This window comes from Pseudomonas sp. NPDC099000 (genome assembly GCF_044759925.1).
Lineage (GTDB): Bacteria > Pseudomonadota > Gammaproteobacteria > Pseudomonadales > Pseudomonadaceae > Aquipseudomonas.
Genome location: NZ_JBIWAF010000004.1, coordinates 138178 through 160035 on the forward strand (window position 1 = coordinate 138178; position 21858 = coordinate 160035).

The 21858-nt window shown below is 59.1% G+C and carries 21 protein-coding genes and 1 pseudogene; 14 read left to right on the forward strand and 8 right to left on the reverse strand.

Going from position 1 to position 21858, the window contains the following annotated elements; all coding sequences use genetic code 11:
• Positions 1–26 precede the first annotated feature (26 nt).
• Together ACIQV9_RS07520 and ACIQV9_RS07525 are read left to right on the forward strand one after the other, a co-directional pair.
• On the forward strand, positions 27–1460 hold the full coding sequence (locus tag ACIQV9_RS07520) for a PLP-dependent aminotransferase family protein (protein ID WP_403099797.1): 1434 nt from the start codon (positions 27–29) through the stop codon (positions 1458–1460).
• Positions 1461–1520: 60 nt separating this feature from the next.
• A complete protein-coding gene (locus tag ACIQV9_RS07525) occupies positions 1521–3089 on the forward strand; it encodes a phospholipase D family protein (RefSeq protein ID WP_403099799.1) in 1569 nt (522 codons plus the stop codon).
• Between the two features lie 189 nt (positions 3090–3278).
• Here the strand turns inward: ACIQV9_RS07525 and ACIQV9_RS07530 are convergent, their stop codons facing one another.
• Both ACIQV9_RS07530 and ACIQV9_RS07535 read right to left on the reverse strand, forming a co-directional pair.
• Positions 3279–4424, reverse strand: coding sequence for an MFS transporter (locus ACIQV9_RS07530; protein WP_403099801.1), 1146 nt, complete (start codon positions 4422–4424; stop codon positions 3279–3281).
• Between the two features lie 256 nt (positions 4425–4680).
• Positions 4681–6174: an aldehyde dehydrogenase gene (locus ACIQV9_RS07535; protein WP_403099804.1), complete on the reverse strand. Its 1494-nt coding sequence runs from the start codon at positions 6172–6174 to the stop codon at positions 4681–4683.
• A 238-nt stretch (positions 6175–6412) separates the two neighbouring features.
• Here ACIQV9_RS07535 and ACIQV9_RS07540 point away from each other — a divergent pair, with 238 nt between their 5' ends.
• Positions 6413–6775 carry a cupin domain-containing protein gene (locus ACIQV9_RS07540; protein ID WP_109626712.1) on the forward strand — a complete coding sequence of 121 codons (363 nt, stop codon included), beginning with the start codon at positions 6413–6415 and terminating at the stop codon, positions 6773–6775.
• 182 nt (positions 6776–6957) lie between these two features.
• Here the strand turns inward: ACIQV9_RS07540 and rpmG are convergent, their stop codons facing one another.
• Positions 6958–7113 (reverse strand): 50S ribosomal protein L33, encoded by a 156-nt coding sequence (gene rpmG / locus ACIQV9_RS07545; RefSeq protein ID WP_007894709.1) that lies wholly within the window; start codon positions 7111–7113, stop codon positions 6958–6960.
• A gap of 11 nt (positions 7114–7124) precedes the next feature.
• Positions 7125–7358, reverse strand: coding sequence for a 50S ribosomal protein L28 (rpmB, locus tag ACIQV9_RS07550; RefSeq protein WP_007894701.1), 234 nt, complete (start codon positions 7356–7358; stop codon positions 7125–7127).
• A gap of 445 nt (positions 7359–7803) precedes the next feature.
• Between rpmB and ACIQV9_RS07555 the strand changes: the two genes are divergently transcribed.
• Positions 7804–9390, forward strand: coding sequence for an ABC transporter substrate-binding protein (locus ACIQV9_RS07555; protein ID WP_403099808.1), 1587 nt, complete (start codon positions 7804–7806; stop codon positions 9388–9390).
• Between the two features lie 132 nt (positions 9391–9522).
• Here the strand turns inward: ACIQV9_RS07555 and radC are convergent, their stop codons facing one another.
• A complete protein-coding gene (radC, locus tag ACIQV9_RS07560) occupies positions 9523–10197 on the reverse strand; it encodes a DNA repair protein RadC (protein WP_403099810.1) in 675 nt (224 codons plus the stop codon).
• Positions 10198–10333: 136 nt separating this feature from the next.
• On the opposite strand from radC, the gene coaBC reads away from it, so the two are divergent.
• From coaBC to ACIQV9_RS07595, 7 genes and pseudogenes are all read left to right on the forward strand, one after another.
• Positions 10334–11542 carry a bifunctional phosphopantothenoylcysteine decarboxylase/phosphopantothenate--cysteine ligase CoaBC gene (gene coaBC / locus ACIQV9_RS07565; protein ID WP_403099812.1) on the forward strand — a complete coding sequence of 403 codons (1209 nt, stop codon included), beginning with the start codon at positions 10334–10336 and terminating at the stop codon, positions 11540–11542.
• A gap of 5 nt (positions 11543–11547) precedes the next feature.
• Entirely contained in the window at positions 11548–12003 is a 456-nt protein-coding gene (gene dut, locus ACIQV9_RS07570; protein WP_010465200.1) for a dUTP diphosphatase, read from the forward strand.
• 310 nt (positions 12004–12313) lie between these two features.
• Positions 12314–13717, forward strand: a pseudogene (locus ACIQV9_RS07575) (phosphomannomutase/phosphoglucomutase); the annotation flags it as partial.
• A gap of 25 nt (positions 13718–13742) precedes the next feature.
• The gene (argB, locus tag ACIQV9_RS07580; RefSeq protein WP_008007602.1) at positions 13743–14648 is read left to right on the forward strand and encodes an acetylglutamate kinase; all 906 of its coding nucleotides are present in this window, start codon (positions 13743–13745) and stop codon (positions 14646–14648) included.
• Positions 14649–14837: 189 nt separating this feature from the next.
• A complete protein-coding gene (locus ACIQV9_RS07585) occupies positions 14838–15050 on the forward strand; it encodes a hypothetical protein (protein ID WP_403099817.1) in 213 nt (70 codons plus the stop codon).
• Positions 15051–15191: 141 nt separating this feature from the next.
• Positions 15192–16250: a type IV toxin-antitoxin system AbiEi family antitoxin gene (locus tag ACIQV9_RS07590; RefSeq protein ID WP_403099818.1), complete on the forward strand. Its 1059-nt coding sequence runs from the start codon at positions 15192–15194 to the stop codon at positions 16248–16250.
• A complete protein-coding gene (locus tag ACIQV9_RS07595) occupies positions 16238–17107 on the forward strand; it encodes a hypothetical protein (RefSeq protein WP_403099819.1) in 870 nt (289 codons plus the stop codon). Before ACIQV9_RS07590 ends, ACIQV9_RS07595 begins: the two co-directional genes overlap by 13 nt.
• 54 nt (positions 17108–17161) lie before the next feature.
• Here ACIQV9_RS07595 and pyrE read toward each other — a convergent pair whose 3' ends face one another.
• Positions 17162–17806 carry an orotate phosphoribosyltransferase gene (pyrE, locus tag ACIQV9_RS07600; protein ID WP_219094641.1) on the reverse strand — a complete coding sequence of 215 codons (645 nt, stop codon included), beginning with the start codon at positions 17804–17806 and terminating at the stop codon, positions 17162–17164.
• A gap of 82 nt (positions 17807–17888) precedes the next feature.
• Between pyrE and ACIQV9_RS07605 the strand changes: the two genes are divergently transcribed.
• Complete coding sequence (locus ACIQV9_RS07605) at positions 17889–18668, forward strand: exodeoxyribonuclease III (protein ID WP_007934608.1); 780 nt, start codon at positions 17889–17891, stop codon at positions 18666–18668.
• Positions 18669–18837: 169 nt separating this feature from the next.
• Here ACIQV9_RS07605 and ACIQV9_RS07610 read toward each other — a convergent pair whose 3' ends face one another.
• Both ACIQV9_RS07610 and rph read right to left on the reverse strand, forming a co-directional pair.
• Positions 18838–19206, reverse strand: coding sequence for a DUF4870 domain-containing protein (locus ACIQV9_RS07610; protein ID WP_094469980.1), 369 nt, complete (start codon positions 19204–19206; stop codon positions 18838–18840).
• A 27-nt stretch (positions 19207–19233) separates the two neighbouring features.
• The gene (gene rph, locus ACIQV9_RS07615) at positions 19234–19956 is read right to left on the reverse strand and encodes a ribonuclease PH (protein ID WP_010465211.1); all 723 of its coding nucleotides are present in this window, start codon (positions 19954–19956) and stop codon (positions 19234–19236) included.
• 280 nt (positions 19957–20236) lie between these two features.
• Between rph and ACIQV9_RS07620 the strand changes: the two genes are divergently transcribed.
• Both ACIQV9_RS07620 and gmk read left to right on the forward strand, forming a co-directional pair.
• Positions 20237–21100: a YicC/YloC family endoribonuclease gene (locus ACIQV9_RS07620; RefSeq protein ID WP_403099821.1), complete on the forward strand. Its 864-nt coding sequence runs from the start codon at positions 20237–20239 to the stop codon at positions 21098–21100.
• A gap of 12 nt (positions 21101–21112) precedes the next feature.
• Entirely contained in the window at positions 21113–21733 is a 621-nt protein-coding gene (gene gmk, locus ACIQV9_RS07625) for a guanylate kinase (protein ID WP_403099823.1), read from the forward strand.
• Positions 21734–21858 lie beyond the last annotated feature (125 nt).

Consider the following 21858-nt stretch of genomic DNA (forward strand, 5'->3'; position numbering starts at 1 on the left):
CGAATCACCTACACCGAGACTGCGCCATGACCCTTTACGTCAACCTCGCCGAACTGCTCGGCACGCGTATCGAACAGGGCTTCTACCGCCCCGGTGACCGGCTGCCGTCGGTACGGGCGTTGAGTGTCGAGCACGGGGTCAGCCTGAGCACGGTGCAGCAGGCCTATCGCGTACTTGAAGACAGCGGACTGGCGACACCCAAACCCAAATCCGGCTACTTCGTGCCGGTGGGTCGCGAGCTGCCGGAGCTGCCGGCCATCGGCCGCCCGGCCCAGCGTCCGGTGGATATTTCGCAATGGGATCAGGTGCTGGAATTGATCCGCGCCGTCCCGCGCAAGGACGTCGTGCAACTGGGCCGCGGCATGCCGGACATCACCACGCCGACCATGAAACCGTTGCTGCGCAACCTGGCGCGCATCAGCCGTCGGCAGGACATGCCCGGTCTGTATTACGACAACATCTACGGCACCCTCGAACTGCGCGAACAGATCGCCCGCCTGATGCTCGATTCCGGCTGCCAGTTGACGGCCCACGACCTGGTGGTGACCACCGGTTGCCACGAAGCGCTGTCCACCAGCATTCGCGCCATCTGCGAGCCGGGGGATATCGTGGCGGTGGACTCGCCGAGCTTTCACGGCGCCATGCAGACCCTCAAGGGCCTGGGCATGAAAGCCCTGGAAATCCCTACCGACCCGATCACCGGGATCAGCCTCGACGCGCTCGAACTGGCCCTGGAACAGTGGCCGATCAAGGCCATACAGTTGACGCCCAACTGCAATAACCCGCTGGGCTACATCATGCCGGAATCGCGCAAACGCGCGTTGTTGACGCTCGCACAGCGTTTCGACGTGGCGATTATCGAAGACGATGTGTATGGCGAACTTTCCTACAGCTACCCGCGCCCACGCACGATCAAATCCTTCGACGAAGACGGCCGCGTGCTGCTGTGCAGTTCCTTTTCCAAAACCCTGGCGCCCGGCCTGCGCATTGGTTGGGTCGCGCCGGGACGCTATCTGGAACGGGTGCTGCACATGAAATACATCAGCACCGGTTCTACCGCGCCACAACCGCAGATTGCGATTGCCGAATTCCTCAAAGCCGGGCATTTCGAACCGCACTTGCGGCGGATGCGCACGCAATACCAACGCAATCGCGACCTGATGATCGACTGGGTCACGCGCTATTTCCCCGCCGGCACCCGCGCCAGTCGCCCACAGGGCAGCTTCATGTTGTGGGTTGAGCTGCCGGACGGCTTCGACACCCTGAAACTGAATCGCGCCCTGCACGACCAAGGCGTACAGATTGCCGTCGGCAGCATCTTTTCCGCCTCGGGCAAGTACCGCAACTGCCTGCGGATGAACTACGCTGCCAAGTCAACACCGCTGATCGAAGAGGCTGTGCGCAAGGTCGGCGCCGCGGCGATCAAACTGCTGGCGGAAACGGATTACATCACTGACTGACCTTTCTCAGGAATCCAGCGTCCATATGCCGACATTTGCCGCCAATCGGAACGTTCCCACGTGAGAGTCAGACAGCCCCTGCTCGCTCTTCTGTTACTCGCCTCGTTCCTGGGCGGTTGCGCCAGCTTCGATGTTCAACGCGAGCCGAGCCAGGCGCTGCCCGCCAGCGATTCGGCATTCGGTCGTTCAATTCAGGCCCAGTCCGCGCCCCATGAGGGCAAGTCCGGGTTTCGTTTGCTGTCCAATAGCGACGAAGCCTTCATGGCCCGTGCCGAGCTGATCCGCAACGCCCAAAGCAGCCTCGACTTGCAGTATTACATCGTGCATGACGGCATCAGCACGCGGATGCTGGTGGACGAATTACTCAAGGCGGCGGACCGTGGCGTGCGGGTGAGGATTCTGCTCGATGACACCACCAGCGATGGCCTGGACTGGATCATCGCAACCCTTGCCGCGCACCCGCAGATCCAGATCCGTCTGTTCAACCCACTGCACCTGGGCCGTGCCACGGGCGTGACGCGAACCATGGGTCGCTTGTTCAACCTGTCGCTGCAACACCGGCGCATGCACAACAAGTTATGGCTGGCGGACAACAGCGCGGCCATCGTCGGCGGCCGTAACCTGGGAGACGAATACTTCGACGCCGAGCCCAACCTGAATTTCACTGACATCGACATGCTCGGCGTCGGGCCAGTGGCGGAACAGCTTGGCCACAGCTTCGACCAGTACTGGAACAGCGCGCTGAGCAAGCCGATCGACGAATTCCTGTCGAGCAAACCGACGCAAAAGGACCTGCAAAATACCCGCACGCGTCTGGAAGAATCGCTGGAAGAGACCCGCAAGCAGAATCATGCGCTGTATCAGCAGTTGATGACCTACACCACCAAGCCGCGCATGGACATCTGGCGCCGGGAGCTGATCTGGGCCTGGAACCAGGCGTTGTGGGATGCACCGAGCAAGGTCTTGTCAGACGGCGAGCCTGACCCCCACTTGCTGCTGACCACGCAACTGGCGCCGGAGCTCACCGGGGTCAGCAAAGAACTGATCATGATCTCGGCCTACTTCGTACCGGGGCAGCCGGGGCTGGTCTACCTCACCGGCCGGGCCGACGCCGGGGTGTCGGTGAGTTTGTTGACCAACTCGCTGGAGGCTACCGACGTGCCGGCCGTGCACGGCGGTTACGCGCCTTATCGCCGGGCGCTGCTGGAACATGGCGTGAAGTTGTACGAATTGCGCCGCCAGCCCGGCGAAGGCGGCGGCAGTGGGCCGCATATTTTTTACAGCAAGTCCTACCGGGGTTCCGACTCCAGCCTGCACAGCAAGGCGATGATCTTCGACCAGCAGAAATCCTTCATCGGCTCGTTCAACTTCGACCCACGCTCGGTGCTGTGGAACACCGAAGTCGGCGTGCTGGTGGACAGCCCCGAACTCGCCGCACATGTGCGCAAAGCGGCCATGGAAGGTATGGCGCCGCCCTTGAGTTATCAGGTGAAACTGGAAAACGAGCGGATCGTCTGGGAGACGGAGGACAACGGCAAAATGCACACGCTAACCAAAGAACCCGGGAGCCTGTGGCGCCGCTTCAATTCCTGGTTCAGCACGGCGGTCGGGCTGGAGCGGATGTTGTAGCAGGATGTTCGCCGACCCATTGTGGCGAGGGGGCTCGCCCCCGTTCGGCTGCGCAGCAGTCGTGAACCATTCAACGCGGAGTATCAGGGCAAAATGGGATGACCCATTTGGGGCCGCTTCGCGACCTAACGGGGTGATGCGGCATTCCGACAAGCCCCCTCGCCACAAAAGCTCGCTGGCAGTTTGGCCTTAAGCAGGTTCAGCAACCGTGCCAAACGCACCCTGACGCATCAATAGAATCACCAACCCAAACGCCCCCGCCGCCATCAACAACGGCAACGCATGCCCGCTGATCCACTGGCTGCCAGCACCGGCGGCCAACGGTCCAACCAGGCAACCAATGCCCCACAACTGCGCAATATGTGCGTTGGCTCGCACCAGCGCATCATCGCGATAGCGTTCGCCGATCAGGATCAGCGACAAGGTGAACAATCCCCCGGCGCTGGCGCCAAACAGCACCCACAGTGGCCAGATCAACAACGTGTCGATGAGCAACGGGATCGCCAGGCTCGAGATCAGCAACACCACCGCACAACCGGTGAACAGCGTGCGTCGCGACAGGCGATCCGCCAGCGCGCCGATCGGCAGTTGCAGCAAGGCATCACCCACCACCACGGTGCTGACCATCGCCAGCGCGATTTCCGTGGTAAAGCCCTGACGCAGGCAATACACCGGCAACAAAGTCAGGATCATCGCCTCAAACGCTGCGAACAGCGACACCGCCCAGGCAATCGCCGGCAGTCCCCGGCAGAAGCCCCACAAGTCGTTGAAGGTCACGCTGGCAGCCTCACTGGACGGTGCGCCGCTACGGCCCAGCAACAGCAATGGCGCCGTCGTGAGCAAGCCGACGCCAACCCAGAATCCGTAATCGTGCTCGGTGCCCAGAACACCCAGCAACAACGGCCCGGCCAGCTGACTCAGCGCATAGCTGCTGCCGTACAGCGCCACCAATCGCCCGCGCCATTGTTCGACCACCAACTGATTGATCCAGCTTTCGCCGAGGATGAACACCAGGGTCAGGATCACCCCGATCATCAGCCGCAACACCAACCACACCGGATAGCTCGGCAACAGCGCCAGCAAGCCGATGGACACTGCACCAGCCCACAGGCACAGGCGCATCAGATTAGCGGTGCCCAGACGCGCGGCCAGATGGCTGGAGATCTTCGCCCCGAGCAGCACGCCAATGGCCGGCATCGCTGCCATCACGCCGATGGCGAACGAACCGTAACCCCAGCCTTCCAGGCGAAACGACACCAGCGGCATGCTGACACCCAGGGCCAGGCCGACACTCAAGACAGACGCCAACACGGCGAAATAAGTCGCCCAACGCATTTCCCACGCTCCTGTGGATATTATTTTTCAGACCACAAAGCACTGTGGGAGCGAGCCTTTGTGGCGAGGGGATTTATCCCCGTTGGGTCGCGCAGCGGCCCCAAAACCTGCAACAACGGAGTATCAGATACACCGCGTGCATGGGTTTTGCGACTGCTTCGCAGCCGAACGGGGATAAATCCCCTCACCACAAAGGCTTGCTCCCACAGGGATTTCTGTATTCGGGAGCCTGATTTGGCAGGCCCCCTTCACTGACTTACAACTTGATCCAGGTCGCCTTCAGCTCGGTGTACTTGTCGAACGCATGCAGCGACTTGTCGCGGCCGTTGCCCGATTGCTTGAAACCGCCAAACGGTGCGGTCATGTCGCCGCCATCGTATTGATTGACCCACACGCTACCAGCGCGTAGTGCCTTGGCAGTCAGATGGGCCTTAGAAATATCCTTGGTCCACACCGCAGCAGCCAGGCCGTAAGGCGTGTCGTTGGCAATCGCAATGGCTTCTTCGGCGGTATCGAACGCGATCACCGACAACACTGGGCCAAAGATTTCTTCCTGAGCGATTTTCATCGCGTTGGTCACGCCGTCGAAAATCGTCGGCTCAACGTAAGTGCCCCCGCTTTCCTGAAGCGTGCGCTTGCCGCCAGCCACCAGTTTGGCGCCGTCGGCGTGCCCGGATTCGATGTAGGACAGCACGGTGTTCATCTGCTGGGTGTCCACCAGTGCGCCGACGTTGGTCGCCGGGTCCAGCGGGTTGCCCGGCTTCCAGGTTTTCAGCGCTTCGATCACCAGCGGCAGGAAGGTGTCCTTGATCGAACGTTCGACCAGCAGACGCGAACCGGCGGTGCAGACTTCGCCCTGGTTGAAGGCAATGGCGCCGGCCGCCGCTTCGGCTGCGGCTTGCAGATCCGGGGCATCGGCAAACACGATGTTCGGGCTCTTGCCGCCCGCTTCGAGCCAGACGCGCTTCATGTTCGATTCGCCGGAGTAGATCAGCAATTGCTTGGCGATCTTGGTCGAACCGGTGAACACCAGGGTGTCCACGTCGTTGTGCAAGGCCAAGGCCTTGCCGACGGTATGACCGTAACCTGGCAGGACGTTGAGCACGCCTTTCGGAATGCCGGCTTCAACGGCCAGCGCAGCAATGCGAATAGCCGTCAGCGGCGATTTTTCCGATGGCTTGAGGATCACCGAGTTACCGGTGGACAGTGCCGGACCGAGTTTCCAGCACGCCATCATCAGCGGGAAGTTCCACGGCACGATCGCGCCGACTACGCCGACGGGTTCGCGAGTGACCAGCCCCAGCTGATCGTGCGGGGTCGCGGCCACTTCGTCGTAGATCTTGTCGATGGCTTCACCGCTCCAGCTCAGGGCTTGCGCCGCGCCGGGAACGTCGATGTACAGGGAGTCGCTGATTGGCTTGCCCATGTCCAGGGTTTCAAGCAGGGCCAGCTCTTCGGCGTGCTGTTTGAGCAGGCCGGCGAAACGGATCATGGTGGCTTTGCGTTTGGTCGGCGCCAGGCGCGACCAGACGCCGGAATTGAACGTGGCGCGGGCGTTTTCAACAGCACGCTGGGCGTCGGCGGCATCACAGCTGGCAATCTTGCCCAGCAGACGGCCATCGACCGGGCTGATGCACTCGAAGGTCTCGCTGGAGACGGCATCGGTGTATTCACCATTGATGTAGGCGCGGCCTTCGATCTTCAGATCGCGAGCCCGTTGCTCCCAATCGGCACGAGTCAGGGTGGTCATACGAGTGTCCTCCTCTTATTGAATACGAGCGCCCCGCGATCTTCGCGGGCGCTGTCAGGAATTCTGCCCAGCCAGCCTGATTTTTCGGCCCAAGGCAACCGCCACCCTAAACTAGCGGCAGGTGAAGTTTCAATATATTTGACATAAGGCCGGCAAACGGCCTTGCGATGTTCATTTTAATAAACATAGACTTTGGGTCTTTCCAGCCATCGCGCCGCAATCACGGGGACTTACAACAATGAATATCCAGGATGTCGTCGACTTCAGCCTCGCCACTACCGAGCCCGAGCGCTATAAGCCGGACCAGGCAAAAATCCTGAAGGGCGATCCCGAGCAAGTGGTCTACAACCACTACAACAGCCCTTGCGGCCAGTTGAATGCAGGCGTGTGGGAAGGCGCTGTTGGCCAGTGGCATGTGAACTTCACCGAGCATGAGTATTGCGAAATCATTCAGGGCGTTTCAGTGCTGCGTGACAACGAAGGTAACGGCAAGACCCTGCGCGCAGGCGATCGCTTCGTGATCCCGGCCGGGTTCCGCGGCACTTGGGAAGTGCTGGAAACGTGCCGCAAGATCTATGTGGCGTTTGAACAGAAGGCTTGAAGATTTGTGTTATCCCGGCCGGCCTCATCGCGGGCAAGCCTCGCTCCTACGGTGAATGGCGTCTGTTCTGTAGGAGCGAGGCTTGCCCGCGAAGGGCACTAACAGGCAACACATAACCCGCAGGCAACAAAAAAGGCCCGTATCTCACGATACGGGCCTTTTTCGTAAGAGGGAAAAATCAATTACTTGATTTTGCCTTCTTTGTAGATCACGTGCTTGCGAACAACCGGATCAAATTTCTTGATCTCGATTTTGTCCGGAGTAGTGCGCTTGTTCTTGTCGGTAGTGTAGAAGTGACCAGTACCGGCGCTCGAAATCAAACGAATCAATTCACGCATGATTAGCTCCCTTAGATCTTGCCAGCTTTGCGGATTTCGGCCAGCACGACAGTGATGCCACGCTTGTCGATGATACGCATGCCTTTGGCAGATACGCGCAGACGCACGAAACGTTTCTCTTCTTCAACCCAGAAGCGGTGATGCTGCAGGTTCGGCAGGAAACGACGACGGGTTTTGTTGTTTGCGTGGGAAATGTTATTCCCAGTCACCGGACCCTTACCGGTAACTTGACATACTCTCGACATGCCTCAGCCCTCTAAAACCACATGCCCAACCCGGCATGGGTTGGCCGCTTAATCTCTCAGTCATTTGGCGCCAGGCGCCGCGTTTCTTTAGAGGTCTTACCGGCTACACCTACAGTGAAGGAACCGGGCCCCTAGAAAAGAGCGCTGCTTTATACCAGAAAGACTGAAGAGCAACAACATTCCGTGTGCGCGGACTTGATAAATTCCCCATTTTTTCGGCGCCGAACGCCTTGGATAAAGGCTGTGGCCGATTAAGACCGCTCGTCGCAGAGAATCGGTCAACCGACCGATTCCGGGTTTTCCTCGGCCCGCATCACCGAAAACAAGCGCACATAGTCCCCTTAAAATGAAAAAGGGGATAGTCATTTGCAAAAGAGCCCACTAGGGTAAGCCTTTTCCAGACTGCACTTGCAGATGGGCCTTCGATCTGTAAAGGAATCCGACCATGCGCCTCGCTGCCCTACCGCTGTTGCTCGCCCCGCTCCTGCTGAGCCCGCTGGCCCATGCCGCCGCCCTGAGCGTCTGCACCGAGGCCAGCCCGGAAGGGTTCGACGTGGTGCAATACAACTCGCTGACCACCACCAACGCCTCGGCTGACGTGCTGATGAACCGCCTGGTGGACTTCGACACGGCCAGCGGCAAAGTGGTCGCCAGCCTCGCGGACAGCTGGGAAGTCACGCCCGACGGCCTGACGTATGTGTTCAAGCTTCACCCACAGGTGAAATTCCACCGCACCGAATATTTCAGCCCGACGCGTGAACTGACCGCCGAAGACGTGAAATTCAGCTTCGATCGAATGCTCGACCCGGCAAACCCTTGGCACAAAGTCGCCCAGAGCGGCTTCCCGCACGCCCAGTCCATGCAGCTGCCGGCGCTGATCAAGAAGATCGACGCACTGGACCCGCTGACCGTGCGCTTTACCCTCGATCACCCGGACTCGACCTTCCTCGCGACCCTGAGCATGGGCTTCGCCTCGATCTATTCCGCCGAATACGCCGACAAACTGCTGAAAGCCGGTACGCCCGAGAAGCTCAACAGCCAGCCGATCGGCAGCGGCCCGTTCGTGTTCACGCGCTTTCAGAAAGATGCCTCGATTCGCTACAAGGCCAACCCGGACTACTTCCGTGGCAAACCGTCGGTGGACCCGCTGATCTTCGCCATCACGCCGGACGCCAACGTGCGCTTGCAGAAATTGCGTCGCAACGAGTGCCAGATCGCCCTGTCGCCCAAGCCTCTGGACGTACAGGCCGCGCTGAAAGAACCGACCCTGAAAGTGGAAAAGACTGACGCCTTCATGACCGCGTTCGTCGGCATCAACAGCCAGCATCCACCGCTGGACAAACCTGAAGTGCGCCAGGCGATCAACCTCGCGTTCGACAAGGCCAACTACGTCAAAGCCGTGTTCGAAGACACCGCCGAGCCCGCCAACGGTCCTTACCCGCCGAACACCTGGAGCTATGCCAAAGGCCTGCCGGGTTATCCGCATGACGTCGAAAAAGCCAAGGCACTCATGGCGAAGGCCGGGCTCAAGGACGGTTTCCAGACCACCATCTGGACCCGACCTTCCGGCAGTCTGCTCAACCCGAACCCGAGCCTCAGCGCGCAAATGCTGCAATCGGATCTCGCGGAAATCGGCATTCAGGCCGAGATTCGAGTGATCGAATGGGGCGAGCTGATTCGCCGCGCCAAGGCCGGCGAGCACGACCTGCTGTTCATGGGCTGGGCCGGCGACAACGGTGACCCGGACAACTTCCTCACGCCGCAGTTTTCCTGCGCCGCGGTCAAGTCCGGCACCAACTTCGCCCGTTACTGCAACCAGGACCTGGACAAGCTGATCAGCGCCGGCAAGACCACCGGCGAGCAAGGGGTGCGCACCAAGCTCTACGAACAGGCCCAGGCGCAGATTCAGCAGCAAGCGTTGTGGCTGCCGCTGGCGCATCCGACTGCTTTTGCGCTGACGCGCAAGGACGTCGAGGGTTACTCGGTGAGCCCGTTTGGGCGTCAGGATTACTCGAAGGTCAACCTCAAGTAATCCGACCCGACACGAAACCCTGTGGGAGCGGGCTTGCCCGCGATGACGCCGGAAAACTCAGCATAGGAGCTGACTGTGCCGACGCCATCGCGGGCAAGCCCGCTCCCACATGGGGTTTCGTATGCCTCTCCTTCACATCCACCCATACTCAGCCATCGACAGCGGATCGCCATCGCCAATGATGAAATGGTCGAGCACCCGCACATCAATCAGCACCAGTGCCTCTTGCAGGCGCTTGGTCAGCACTCGATCAGCCTGGCTGGGATCGGAATTGCCCGACGGATGGTTATGGCAGAGGATCAACGCGGCGGCGTTGTGTGCCAATGCGCGCTTGACCACCTGCCGCGGGTAAACGCTGGTGTTGTCAATGGAGCCGCGAAACAGCACTTCAAACGCCAGTACCCGATGTTTGGAATCCAGAAACAGGCAACCGAAGACCTCATGCGGCTCGTGACGCAGCATCGATTTGAGGTAGTCACGCACTGCCAAAGGACTCTCCATCACTGAATCACGCCGCAACCGTTCTGCCAGATGCCGGCGGGCCATTTCCAGCACTGCCTGTAACTGCGCGAACTTTGCCGGCCCTAGTCCGAGCTCGCCGCTGAAGGTCCGAAGGTCGGCCTCAAGCAATGTGCGCAGGCTGCCAAATTGCTGCAACAGGTGTCGCGCCAGATCCACCGCGCTTTTGCCGGATACACCGGTTCGTAGAAAGATGGCCAGTAACTCGGCGTCCGAAAGACTCGCCGCCCCCTGCTCCAGTAACTTCTCTCGCGGCCGTTCCGCCGCCGGCCAATCCCGAATACTCATAGCACCTCCCTGGTCTTTGTGCGCCGCTGTTCCATAGCGGTCGCTGTGATATCGTAGCCCATCTTTTTTGCGAGCGATTTCACTCCTGGGGAGGGGGTATCGCCACGCAGTCATCAACGAAATGAAAGGCAGACCTATGCAGCGGCTGTATCGGAAACGCATCGTTCTGGGCGTCGGCGGCGGCATTGCTGCCTACAAGAGCGCCGACCTGGTTCGCCGCCTGATCGACCAGGGTGCCGAAGTGCGCGTGGTCATGACCCGTGGCGGCAGCGAGTTCATCACCCCGCTGACCATGCAGGCCTTGTCCGGCCACCCGGTTCATCTCGACCTGCTGGACCCGGCGGCTGAAGCTGCCATGGGCCACATCGAGCTGGCCAAGTGGGCCGATCTGGTGCTGATCGCCCCCGCCACTGCGGACCTGATCGCCCGTCTGGCCCAAGGCATTGCCAATGACCTGCTGACCACGCTGGTGCTGGCCACCGACGCGGTGGTCGCGGTTGCCCCGGCGATGAACCAGGCCATGTGGCGCGACCCGGCGACCCAGGCCAACCTGCAAATCCTCGAAAGCCGCGACATCAAAGCCTTCGGCCCGGCCTCCGGCAGCCAGGCCTGCGGTGACGTCGGCCTGGGTCGCATGCTCGAAGCCGTCGAGCTCGCCCAATGCGCGGCGGACTGCTTCAAGCGCCAGGCATTGACCGGCAAACACGTGCTGATCACCGCCGGCCCGACCCAGGAAAACATCGACCCGGTGCGCTACATCACCAACCACAGCTCCGGGAAAATGGGCTTTGCCCTGGCCGAAGCCGCGGTGGAAGCCGGCGCCCGAGTCACACTGATTACCGGCCCGGTGCACCTGCCAACGCCAGACCGTGTCACGCGCATCGACGTGGTCAGCGCTCGCGACATGCTCGCTGCTTGCGAAGCCGCGATCCCTTGCGATCTGTTTATCGCCTCGGCAGCGGTCGCGGACTACCGCCCGGAAGTCGTCGCCCCACAGAAACTCAAGAAAGACCCTACGAACGGCGACGGCTTGTTGCTACAGATGGTGCGTAACCCGGACATCCTGGCCACCATCGCCACGCGCCCCGACCGTCCGTTCAGTGTCGGTTTCGCCGCCGAAACCGAACATCTGCTCGATTACGCTGCACGCAAGTTGAAAGACAAGAACCTCGATCTGATCGTCGCCAACGACGTCGCCAACCCGAGTATTGGCTTCAACAGCGAAGAAAACGCCTGCAGCGTGATCGACCGCGAGCTACACGCCACACTTTTCGCCCAGACCAGCAAGAGCAAAATCGCTCGCCAGCTGATCACTTTTATCGCCGAACGTCTGAACCAGGTTTAATTTACATGCACGCTTTGCAAGCCAAGATCCTCGACCCCCGCATCGGTACCGAATTCCCGCTGCCGCAGTACGCCACGCCAGGCTCCGCCGGCCTCGACCTGCGCGCCATGCTGGAAAAAGACACTGTCATCAAGCCGGGCGAAACCCTGCTGATTCCGACCGGCCTGTCCGTCTACATTGGCGATCCAGGCTTGGCCGCGCTGATCCTGCCGCGTTCCGGCCTGGGCCATAAGCACGGCATCGTGCTGGGCAATCTGGTCGGTTTGATTGACTCGGATTACCAGGGTCCGCTGATGGTTTCGTGCTGGAACCGTGGCCAGACTGACTTCAACATGGTGGTCGGTGAGCGTCTGGCGCAGCTGGTTCTGGTACCGGTGGTCCAGGCCCACTTCGAGATGGTCGAAGAGTTTGTTGAAACCGAGCGCGGCGCTGGTGGTTTCGGGCATTCCGGCAGCCACTGATCCGATAAAGATCCCTGTGGCGAGGGGGCTTGCCCCCGTTGGGCTGCGCAGCAGCTCTTGTGAGTGCCGCGCACCCAAGCGGGACGGTGCGACGATTCGACAAGCTCCCTCGCCACAATTCTCACAACGTTCATCTGGAAGGTTTACCGCCCAAAATCAAGGCATTGACCGGTCATTACCCCGCAAACGCAGGTGGCATGGCCTTTACACACCACGAACTCTCAGTGGAAAACGCCGTCATACCCTTCAGTTTGAGCCAGCCGACGAAATCTTCGCGGACAGGTCCAGTCACTTTCGAGATGGAGCATTCCCACATATGAGCACCCCAGCCACAGTCGCACCCAAGTTCCCGGACAGCATCTTCCGCGCCTACGACATACGCGGCACCGTCCCGGAATTCCTGAACGCTGAGACCGCTTATTGGCTCGGCCGCGCCATCGGTGCCCAGAGCCTGGCCCAGGACGAACCGAACGTTTCCGTTGGCCGCGACGGCCGCCTCTCTGGCCCTGAACTGGTCGAACAATTGATCAAAGGCCTCGCCGACAGCGGTTGCCACGTCAGCGACGTCGGCCTCGTGCCCACGCCAGCGCTGTACTACGCCGCCAACGTCCTGGCCGGCAAATCCGGCGTGATGCTGACCGGCAGCCACAACCCGTCGAACTACAACGGTTTCAAGATCGTGATCGCCGGCGACACCCTGGCCAACGAACAGATCCAGGCCCTGCACGACCGCCTCAAGACCAACAACCTGAGCAGCGGCAAGGGCAGCATCACCCAGGTCGAGATCCTCGATCGCTACAACACCGAAATCGTCCAGGACATCAAACTGGCTCGTCGCCTGAAAGTAGTGGTCGACTGCGGCAACGGCGCGGCCGGCGTGATCGCCCCGCAATTGATCGAAGCGTTGAACTGCGAAGTCATCCCGCTGTTCTGCGAGGTCGACGGCAACTTCCCGAACCACCACCCGGACCCGGGCAAGCCTGAAAACCTCGTCGACCTGATCGCCAAGGTCAAGGAAACCAACGCGGACATCGGCCTGGCCTTCGATGGCGACGGCGACCGCGTCGGCGTAGTGACCAACACAGGCAGCATCGTCTACCCGGACCGCCTGCTGATGCTGTTCGCCCGTGACGTACTGGCGCGCAACGCTGACGCGGAGATCATCTTTGACGTCAAATGCACCCGCCGCCTGACGCCGCTGATCAAGGAATACGGCGGTCGTCCGCTAATGTGGAAGACCGGTCACTCGTTGATCAAAAAGAAAATGAAACAAACCGGTGCCCTGTTGGCCGGCGAAATGAGCGGGCACATCTTCTTCAAGGAGCGCTGGTTCGGTTTTGACGACGGCATTTACAGCGCTGCGCGTCTGCTGGAGATCCTCAGCAAAGAAAAATCCACCGCGGAAGAGCTGTTTGCGACCTTCCCGAACGATATTTCTACGCCGGAAATCAATATCCATGTGACCGAAGAGAGCAAATTCAGCATCATTGATGCATTGCACGACGCGAAGTGGGGCGAAGGCGCCGACCTGACCACCATCGACGGCGTGCGAGTCGACTACGCCAAAGGCTGGGGCCTGGTTCGCGCGTCCAATACCACACCGGTTTTGGTACTGCGGTTCGAGGCCGATGACGAGGCTGAATTGCAGCGCATCAAGGATGTTTTCAAAGTCCAGTTGAAGCGTGTTGCACCTGATCTCCAACTACCGTTTTGATTTAACGAAGCACCCGGAGCCCTGAATGACCCTCGAACGCGAAGCCGCCGCCAACACCGCTAAGGTCCTGTCCGAAGCGCTGCCTTACATTCGCCGCTATGTCGGCAAGACGCTGGTGATCAAGTACGGCGGCAACGCGATGGAAAGCGAGGAGCTGAAAACCGGCTTCGCCCGCGATATCGTGCTGATGAAAGCCGTCGGCATTAACCCGGTGGTGGTTCACGGCGGCGGCCCGCAAATCGGCGACCTGCTCAAGCGTCTGTCGATCGAGAGCCACTTCATCGATGGCATGCGCGTGACTGACGCGCAAACCATGGACGTGGTGGAAATGGTCCTCGGCGGCCAGGTGAACAAGGACATCGTCAACCTGATCAACCGTCATGGCGGTAGCGCCATCGGCCTGACCGGTAAAGACGCCGAGTTGATTCGGGCGAAGAAACTGACCGTGACACGCCAGACGCCAGAGATGACTCAGCCGGAAATCATCGACATCGGGCAAGTGGGCGAAGTGGTCGGCATCAACACCGACCTGCTGAACCTGCTGGTCAAAGGTGATTTCATTCCGGTGATCGCACCGATCGGCGTTGGCGCCAACGGAGAGTCGTACAACATCAACGCTGACTTGGTGGCCGGTAAAGTCGCCGAAGCGCTGAAAGCTGAAAAGCTGATGCTGCTGACCAACATCGCCGGCCTGATGGACAAGTCCGGCACGGTCCTCACCGGCCTGACCACCCAGCAAGTCGACGACCTGATCGCCGATGGCACCATCTACGGCGGCATGCTGCCGAAGATCCGTTGCGCGCTGGAAGCGGTTCAGGGCGGCGTGGGCAGCTCGTTGATCATTGATGGCCGCGTGCCGAATGCGATTCTGCTGGAGATCTTCACCGATACCGGTGTGGGTACTTTGATCAGCAATCGCAAGCGTCACTGAGTCAAGAACGGCAAAAGATCGCAGCCTTCGGCAGCACCTACGAATGTACGAATATTCCGTAGGCGTTGATGAAGTCTGCGATCTTTTTTATGCGCGCCGGAAACATCCGACCTGACTCAGCGAAACGTCCGACATCCCACCTGCAACAATCCGCATAGGATCTTCCCTGTATCCACAGGAGAACTACCCATGCAAAAAATTTACGTACCTAATGGCAGCGACGTATCCGCAGGCACCTACGAATGCGCCGACTGCGGCTACGAATATTCCAACCAATCGAAAAAATCCTTGCCTCCTTGCCCACAACGCCTGGATTCAGTGCACCTGCAAAATGGCTGGAAAATCCTCACCGGCCAAGGCGACGCAGAACAAGACCCTTACCCGCAAAAGTCCGGCAAGTGATCACCGGCGGATTATGCAGCTCTAACATTTCAATGTTAACGCTGTTTTCAACGAATGCTGAAATCACCATATTTAGTGAAAATCCTCGACAGATTTCACCTGAATGGCTATTTTCAGCATTCGTTGAAAAGGGTCAAATCAATGAAAGAGCTCGAAATGCACTCAAGGGATGCGCTGCGAAACCTCTTGAGTAAAATACCGATCCTCGACATTAAAAGCCTGAACTCTGTCCCGCTTTCAAAAGCCTGGACTCCCGACTTCATTGTCGAGGTAAACACGTCAGGGAAATCGCACTCTCTGGTCTGCGAGGTGAAAGCAAGTGGTCAGCCCAGGTTCATAAACGCAGCCATCCTTCAGCTTCGCGACTACGTGAACGAGCGGAACACAGAGGCTACGCCTATCGTGGTCGCACCTTATCTTTCACCCGTTGCCAGACAAGCGTGTCGGGAAAAAGGTGTGGGGTATCTGGACCTGGAGGGCAATTCCTGGATTTCGTTCGATGGTGTATTCATTGACCACCAAGTTGCTGACAAGCCTCCCTCGGAGAACAGAGAGCTGAAGTCTCTCTTCAAACCAAAGTCGGCTCAGATCATTCGTATCATGCTTCGGGAACCGGACCGAGCCTGGCGGGTGATGGAACTTTCCGAAGCTGCCGGAGCGAGTCTGGGTCAAGTCAGCAATGTCCGCACCGCGCTGCTGAATCGCGAATGGGCAAAAGCTACAAACGAGGGTGTATGTCTATCCGACCCTCAAGCTCTTTTGGATGCATGGGTCGAAACATATGAGCTTCCATCAGGGGACCGTAAAAAGTTCTATACCACCTTACATGGCAGCGCATTGGAAAATGCGGTGCGCAACGCTATTGGAGAAAGGAGCAGCGGACACGCGCTTTTTTCCTCATTTTCTGCCGCTCAATGGCTCGCGCCCTATGCTCGAGTCAGCACGAACTACTTTTATGCGGACGTTCAAGGTCTAGATACATTGGTCGAAGCATTACAGTTGGTTCCCGCATCAAAGGGAGAAAACGTAGTGATCACTTTGCCAAAGGACGAAGGCCTTCTACTGGACACCGTTGAAGCCGCGCCGGGCGCCATATGCACCAGTCCAGTTCAGACCTATCTGGATCTATCGGTAGCAGGAGAGCGAGGAAAGGAAGCCGCCGAGTATCTACGACAGGAAAAATTGACATGGCCCCGCTAGTACCTCAGGAGCCTCAATCCGCTTCAGATTATGACGACAGAACGACGACTGCAGTGAAGGCGGTATTAGTTGAAATGGGTCAAATTCTTGGTTCCTTCAGAGGCAAGTTTGCAGTGATCGGTGGAGCGGTGCCGTGGCTTCTGCTTGCGAATGACGATATGCAACATGTCGGTACCCTTGATGTCGATTTGAGCCTCGACGCAGAGGCTCTCGGTGATGGCGAGTACGCGACACTGATCGAAGCACTGATGGGTAATGGGTACGAGCAAAGAGGGGAACTTCGGCGATTCCAACTCGTTCGCCAGGTTCCCGTGCAGGACGGTGGAGCTGCGATAGATGTGATCGTGGATTTCTTGATGCCGCGCGACGCCGAAATCATCCAAAACAAGCCACCCATTCTCAACGACTTTGCAGTTCAACGCGCAGACGGTGCCGACTTGGCCATGCGTTTCTATCAGATGGTTGCAATTGAGGGTCCGATGCCTACAGGCGGCATCAATCGTGTAGAGGTCGCTGTGTGCTCGATCCCAGCACTGATTGCGATGAAGGGATACGCCCTGAACGGACGGCATAAACAGAAGGATGCGTATGACATCTACTATTGCGTTCGTAATTATCCCGGGGGCATAGAAGCGCTTGCAGAAGAGTGTCGACCCGTACTTGAAATGGGAAGTGGCGAACAGGGTTTTCAGTTCATCTGCGAAAAGTTCGATATCGTCAAGGGCTATGGCCCGACTTCAGTAAGACGTTTCGTCGAAGACAGCCAAATCCTTGGGGATCGCACACCGGATCAGTGGCAACAGGACGCCTTTGGGCAGGTTGATGCCTTGTTGCGTGCGTTGCATCTGCGGGAGTAACAGCCTCCCCGACACCAGCACTAACAAAAAGGCCCTGTTTTCACAGGGCCTTTTTTAGACGCCGAACTGCGCTCGGTAGGCTTCAACTGCCGGCAAATGCTGCTTGAGCTGCGGATCATCCGCCAGGAATTCCAGCACCTGATTCAGCGACACGATGCTGATCACCGGAATGCCAAAGTCACGCTCCACTTCCTGGATCGCCGACAACTCGCCGTTGCCACGCTCCTGACGGTTCAGGGCGATGAGCACGCCCTTGGCCTTGGCGCCATCCTGGGAAGCGATGATCTGCATCACCTCGCGGATGGCAGTGCCAGCGGTGATCACGTCGTCGATGATCAACACTTCACCGGTCAACGGTGCGCCAACGAGACTGCCGCCTTCGCCGTGGGCCTTGGCTTCCTTGCGGTTGAAGCACCACGGCAAATCACGGCCGTGATGTTCGGCCAGGGCCACTGCAGTGGTCGCCGCCAGCGGGATGCCTTTGTACGCCGGACCAAACAATACATCGAACGAAATGCCGCTCTCGACGATGGCTGCCGCGTAGAAACGACCCAGCTGCGCAAGGGCCGAACCCGAGTTGAACAGGCCGGCATTGAAGAAGTAAGGACTGGTGCGCCCGGACTTCAGGGTGAACTCGCCGAAGCGCAAAACGCCGCGATCGATGGCAAAACGAATGAAATCGCGCTGATACGCTTGCATGAAAAAAACCCCAAATACAACGGATTTAGCTAATTAGGTTGACGCCGTGTATCATACACGCACGCGATTTTTGGGGCCATTTATGCGGATCATCAGTGTGAACGTCAATGGTATTCAGGCTGCAGTGGAGCGAGGTTTGCTCAGTTGGCTGCAAGCACAGAATGCCGACGTCATCTGCCTGCAGGACACCCGCGCCTCCGCCTTTGAACTGGACGATCCAGCCTTCCAACTGGATGGCTACTTCCTTTATGCCTGCGAAGCCGAAGTTCCCGCCCAGGGTGGCGTGGCTTTGTATTCGCGGTTGCAACCGAAGGCAGTCATCAGCGGTCTCGGCTTCGAGACGGCCGACCGCTACGGGCGCTACCTGCAAGCCGATTTCGACAAGGTCAGCATCGCGACCTTGCTGCTCCCTTCGGGGCAGAACGGCGATGAAGACTTGAACCAGAAGTTCAAGCTAATGGACGATTTCGCCCGTTATCTGGATAAACAGCGACGCAAACGTCGCGAGTACATTTACTGTGGCTCGCTGTACGTGGCGCAACAGAAGCTGGATATCAAGAACTGGCGCGACAGCCAGCAATCCCCGGGCTTCCTGGCACCTGAACGTGCCTGGATGGACGAGATTGTCGGCAACATGGGCTATGTCGACGCCCTGCGCGAAGTCAGCCGTGAAGGCGACCAGTACAGCTGGTGGCCGGACAACGAACAGGCGGAAATGCTTAACCTCGGTTGGCGTTTCGACTACCAGTTGCTGACCCCTGGCCTGCGCCGCTTTGTTCGCAGCGCGCGCCTGCCACGCCAGCCACGGTTCTCGCAACACGCACCGCTGATCGTGGACTACGACTGGACGCTGACCATCTAAGCGTCTTTTCGCAGACACAAAAAAGCCGACATCGCTGTCGGCTTTTTTGTGCGCAATGATTTTCTGTAGGAGCGAGGCTTGCCCGCGAAAGCGATCTAACAGCCAACACGGATGCTGAATGTGCCGACCTGTTCGCGGGCAAGCCTCGCCCCTACAGGGGACGCGGTGTTTATTTGATCAACCGCCAGGTGAACGGATACCGATACGGCACCCCCTCATTGGCTTTCACACCACCGATGATCGTCAACACCAACGCACCAATCGCCACCAGACCCAACAGAAAGAACCCGACGATCACCACCATCAACAGGAAGCAGATGGCGGAGGCAATAGCGACGGTGATCTGAAAGTTCAGCGCCTCCTTGCCCTGCGCATCGACAAACGGGTCCATCTCGCGCTTCATCTGCCAGAGGATCAGCGGGCCGATCAGCGTACCGAACGGAATCCAGATCCCCAGCAAGGCGGACAAGTGACAAAACATTGCCCACTGCCGAACCTCTTTGCTCGGGATGGGAAGTAGCTGCTGCTCGTCACTCATGGTGTCCTCCTTGCGTGGAACATCCGATCAGTCGGCCAGTGCGGCCTTTTGCAGTTCGAAGATCTCGGTCATGCCTTTCTTCGCCAGTTCAAGCATAGCGTTCAGCTCTTCCGGCTGGAACGGCGCGCCTTCGGCGGTGCCCTGGACTTCGATAAAGCCGCCAGTGCTGGTCATCACCACGTTCAGGTCAGTCTCGGCAGCCGAGTCTTCCAGGTAGTCGAGGTCGAGTACAGGCTCGCCCTGGTACATGCCAACGGAAACAGCAGCGATCATTTGCTTGAGCGGGTCGCCGCCTTTCAGGCCGCCGCGCTTCTTGATCACTTTCAACGCGTCGACCAATGCAACCATGGCGCCGGTGATGGATGCGGTGCGGGTGCCACCGTCAGCCTGGATCACATCGCAGTCGACGTACAGAGTGACGTCGCCCAGCTTGGACATGTCCAGCGAAGCACGCAGGGAACGACCGATCAGACGCTGGATTTCCAGGGTGCGGCCGCCTTGCTTGCCACGGCTCGCTTCACGCTGGTTACGCTCGCCGGTGGCGCGCGGCAGCATGCCGTATTCGGCGGTCAACCAGCCCTGGCCCTGCCCCTTGAGGAAACGCGGCACGCCGTTCTCGACGCTGACGGTGCAGATGACTTTGGTATCACCGAACTCGACCAGTACAGATCCCTCGGCGTGTTTGGTGTAGTTGCGGGTAATGCGGATCGAGCGGAGCTGATCGGCAGCGCGACCACTTGGACGTTTCATAGGGAATACCTGTACGGGGGACGGAAAACTGCCGAGCATTATAGAGCCGCGCGCCAAGACTGGGCACTTCTAAAAAATCCACCCGACGATTGAAGGCGCTCACTAGAGCTTAGAACAGCGCTTTACCGACGGCCTGCAGCCCTTTGTCACACCGTGTGTTTGGGCGCATCCGCCCCACTGCGCTACAATCCTGCGCCTTTGCTGCCTGTCGGCTTTAATTCACAGATATCGGGTCTCGCGAAACCTTTGGTAACGCAAACCCGAATTGCGAGGTACCTCCATGGTGCACAGCATGACCGCCTTCGCCCGCGTTGAAAAAGCCGGTGCCCAAGGCACCCTGAGCTGGGAACTGCGCTCGGTCAACAGCCGTTACCTGGAACCCCACCTGCGCCTGCCGGAGTCGTTCCGCGACCTCGAAGGCGCGATCCGCGAAGCGCTGCGCCAGGGCATCTCCCGGGGCAAGCTCGAATGCACCCTGCGCTTCACCGAAGAAAACACCGACAAACCCCTGCAAGTGGACCGCGAGCGCGCCGCGCAATTGGTCGCTGCCGCAGAGACCATCGCCAGCCTGATCAAGAATCCGGCTGCGCTGAACCCGCTGGAAGTCCTGGCCTGGCCCGGCGTGCTGGTGGGTGACGCCACCGACCCGCAAGCCCTGAATGCCGAAGCACTGGCGCTGTTCAACGAAGGCTTGAAGGAACTCAAGGCCGGCCGCGAGCGCGAAGGCGCGGAGCTGGCCCGGCTGATCAACGATCGCCTGACCTCCATTGAAGAAGATGTGGTGACCCTGCGCGAACTGGTCCCGCAGATGCTCGCCACCCAGCGCCAGAAAGTCCTCGACCGTTTTGCGGACATGAAAGCCGAGATGGACCCGCAGCGGCTGGAGCAGGAAATGGTAATGCTCGCGCAAAAGAGCGACGTCGCCGAAGAACTGGATCGCCTGAGCACTCACATCATTGAAGTTCGCCGGGTGCTCAAATCCGGCGGCGCTGCCGGTCGGCGCCTGGACTTCCTGATGCAGGAGCTCAACCGCGAAGCCAACACACTGGGCTCCAAAGCCTTCGACCCGCGCAGCACCCAGGCGGCGGTCAACCTCAAAGTGTTGATCGAGCAGATGCGCGAACAAGTGCAGAATATTGAGTAAGGCAACCCTGACATGACCCACAGCACCGGCACCCTGTACATCATTTCCGCCCCTTCGGGCGCGGGCAAGAGCAGCCTGGTCAAGGCCCTGACCGACGCTGATCAGGAGATCCGTGTCTCGGTCTCCCACACCACCCGCGCCATGCGCCCCGGTGAAGTGAACGGCGTGAACTATCACTTCGTCGAACGCGGCGAGTTCGTGAAGATGATCGAGCATGGGGATTTCCTTGAGCGCGCCGAAGTGTTCGGCAACCTCTACGGCACTTCGCAAAGCCACCTGCAGCAGACCCTGGACGAAGGCCACGACCTGATTCTGGAAATCGACTGGCAGGGTGCCGAGCAAGTGCGCAAGTTGATGCCCCAGGCCCGTTCGATCTTCATTCTGCCGCCGTCGCTGCAAGCCTTGCATCAGCGCCTGAACAATCGCGGCCAGGACAGTGACGAGGTCATTGAAGGCCGGATGCGTGAAGCTGTCAGCGAAATGAGCCACTACGTCGATTACGACTACCTGATCATCAATGACGATTTTGCCCACGCGCTGAAGGATTTGCAGGCGATTTTCCGTGCCAATCAGCTGCATCAGAAGCGTCAGCAGCAGCGTAACGGAAAACTTTTGGCTGAATTGCTGTCCTAAACAGCGCTTCCCAAAACCGCTGCAAGGGCTTTACATTGGCACTTGCAGCGCGTTGAAGGGCTTGGTCAAAAAATCAGCGCTTCCCTAATCGCTGGTGATTTTTTAAACTGTTGAGTCCGCTCGCC

Excerpts from the sequence above, each read along its gene's own strand:
- gmk (WP_403099823.1), top strand. The coding sequence starts at position 21,113 with ATGACCCACAGCACCGGCACCCTGTACATCATTTCCGCCCCTTCGGGC.
- rpmG (WP_007894709.1), bottom strand. The coding sequence starts at position 7,113 with ATGCGTGAATTGATTCGTTTGATTTCGAGCGCCGGTACTGGTCACTTC.
- ACIQV9_RS07590 (WP_403099818.1), top strand. The coding sequence starts at position 15,192 with ATGAAAGAGCTCGAAATGCACTCAAGGGATGCGCTGCGAAACCTCTTG.
- ACIQV9_RS07530 (WP_403099801.1), bottom strand. The coding sequence starts at position 4,424 with ATGCGTTGGGCGACTTATTTCGCCGTGTTGGCGTCTGTCTTGAGTGTC.
- radC (WP_403099810.1), bottom strand. The coding sequence starts at position 10,197 with ATGAGTATTCGGGATTGGCCGGCGGCGGAACGGCCGCGAGAGAAGTTA.
- rph (WP_010465211.1), bottom strand. The coding sequence starts at position 19,956 with ATGAAACGTCCAAGTGGTCGCGCTGCCGATCAGCTCCGCTCGATCCGC.
- ACIQV9_RS07535 (WP_403099804.1), bottom strand. The coding sequence starts at position 6,174 with ATGACCACCCTGACTCGTGCCGATTGGGAGCAACGGGCTCGCGATCTG.
- ACIQV9_RS07520 (WP_403099797.1), top strand. The coding sequence starts at position 27 with ATGACCCTTTACGTCAACCTCGCCGAACTGCTCGGCACGCGTATCGAA.
- ACIQV9_RS07620 (WP_403099821.1), top strand. The coding sequence starts at position 20,237 with ATGGTGCACAGCATGACCGCCTTCGCCCGCGTTGAAAAAGCCGGTGCC.
- argB (WP_008007602.1), top strand. The coding sequence starts at position 13,743 with ATGACCCTCGAACGCGAAGCCGCCGCCAACACCGCTAAGGTCCTGTCC.
- ACIQV9_RS07540 (WP_109626712.1), top strand. The coding sequence starts at position 6,413 with ATGAATATCCAGGATGTCGTCGACTTCAGCCTCGCCACTACCGAGCCC.
- pyrE (WP_219094641.1), bottom strand. The coding sequence starts at position 17,806 with ATGCAAGCGTATCAGCGCGATTTCATTCGTTTTGCCATCGATCGCGGC.
- ACIQV9_RS07605 (WP_007934608.1), top strand. The coding sequence starts at position 17,889 with ATGCGGATCATCAGTGTGAACGTCAATGGTATTCAGGCTGCAGTGGAG.
- ACIQV9_RS07585 (WP_403099817.1), top strand. The coding sequence starts at position 14,838 with ATGCAAAAAATTTACGTACCTAATGGCAGCGACGTATCCGCAGGCACC.
- rpmB (WP_007894701.1), bottom strand. The coding sequence starts at position 7,358 with ATGTCGAGAGTATGTCAAGTTACCGGTAAGGGTCCGGTGACTGGGAAT.
- dut (WP_010465200.1), top strand. The coding sequence starts at position 11,548 with ATGCACGCTTTGCAAGCCAAGATCCTCGACCCCCGCATCGGTACCGAA.
- coaBC (WP_403099812.1), top strand. The coding sequence starts at position 10,334 with ATGCAGCGGCTGTATCGGAAACGCATCGTTCTGGGCGTCGGCGGCGGC.
- ACIQV9_RS07595 (WP_403099819.1), top strand. The coding sequence starts at position 16,238 with ATGGCCCCGCTAGTACCTCAGGAGCCTCAATCCGCTTCAGATTATGAC.
- ACIQV9_RS07555 (WP_403099808.1), top strand. The coding sequence starts at position 7,804 with ATGCGCCTCGCTGCCCTACCGCTGTTGCTCGCCCCGCTCCTGCTGAGC.
- ACIQV9_RS07610 (WP_094469980.1), bottom strand. The coding sequence starts at position 19,206 with ATGAGTGACGAGCAGCAGCTACTTCCCATCCCGAGCAAAGAGGTTCGG.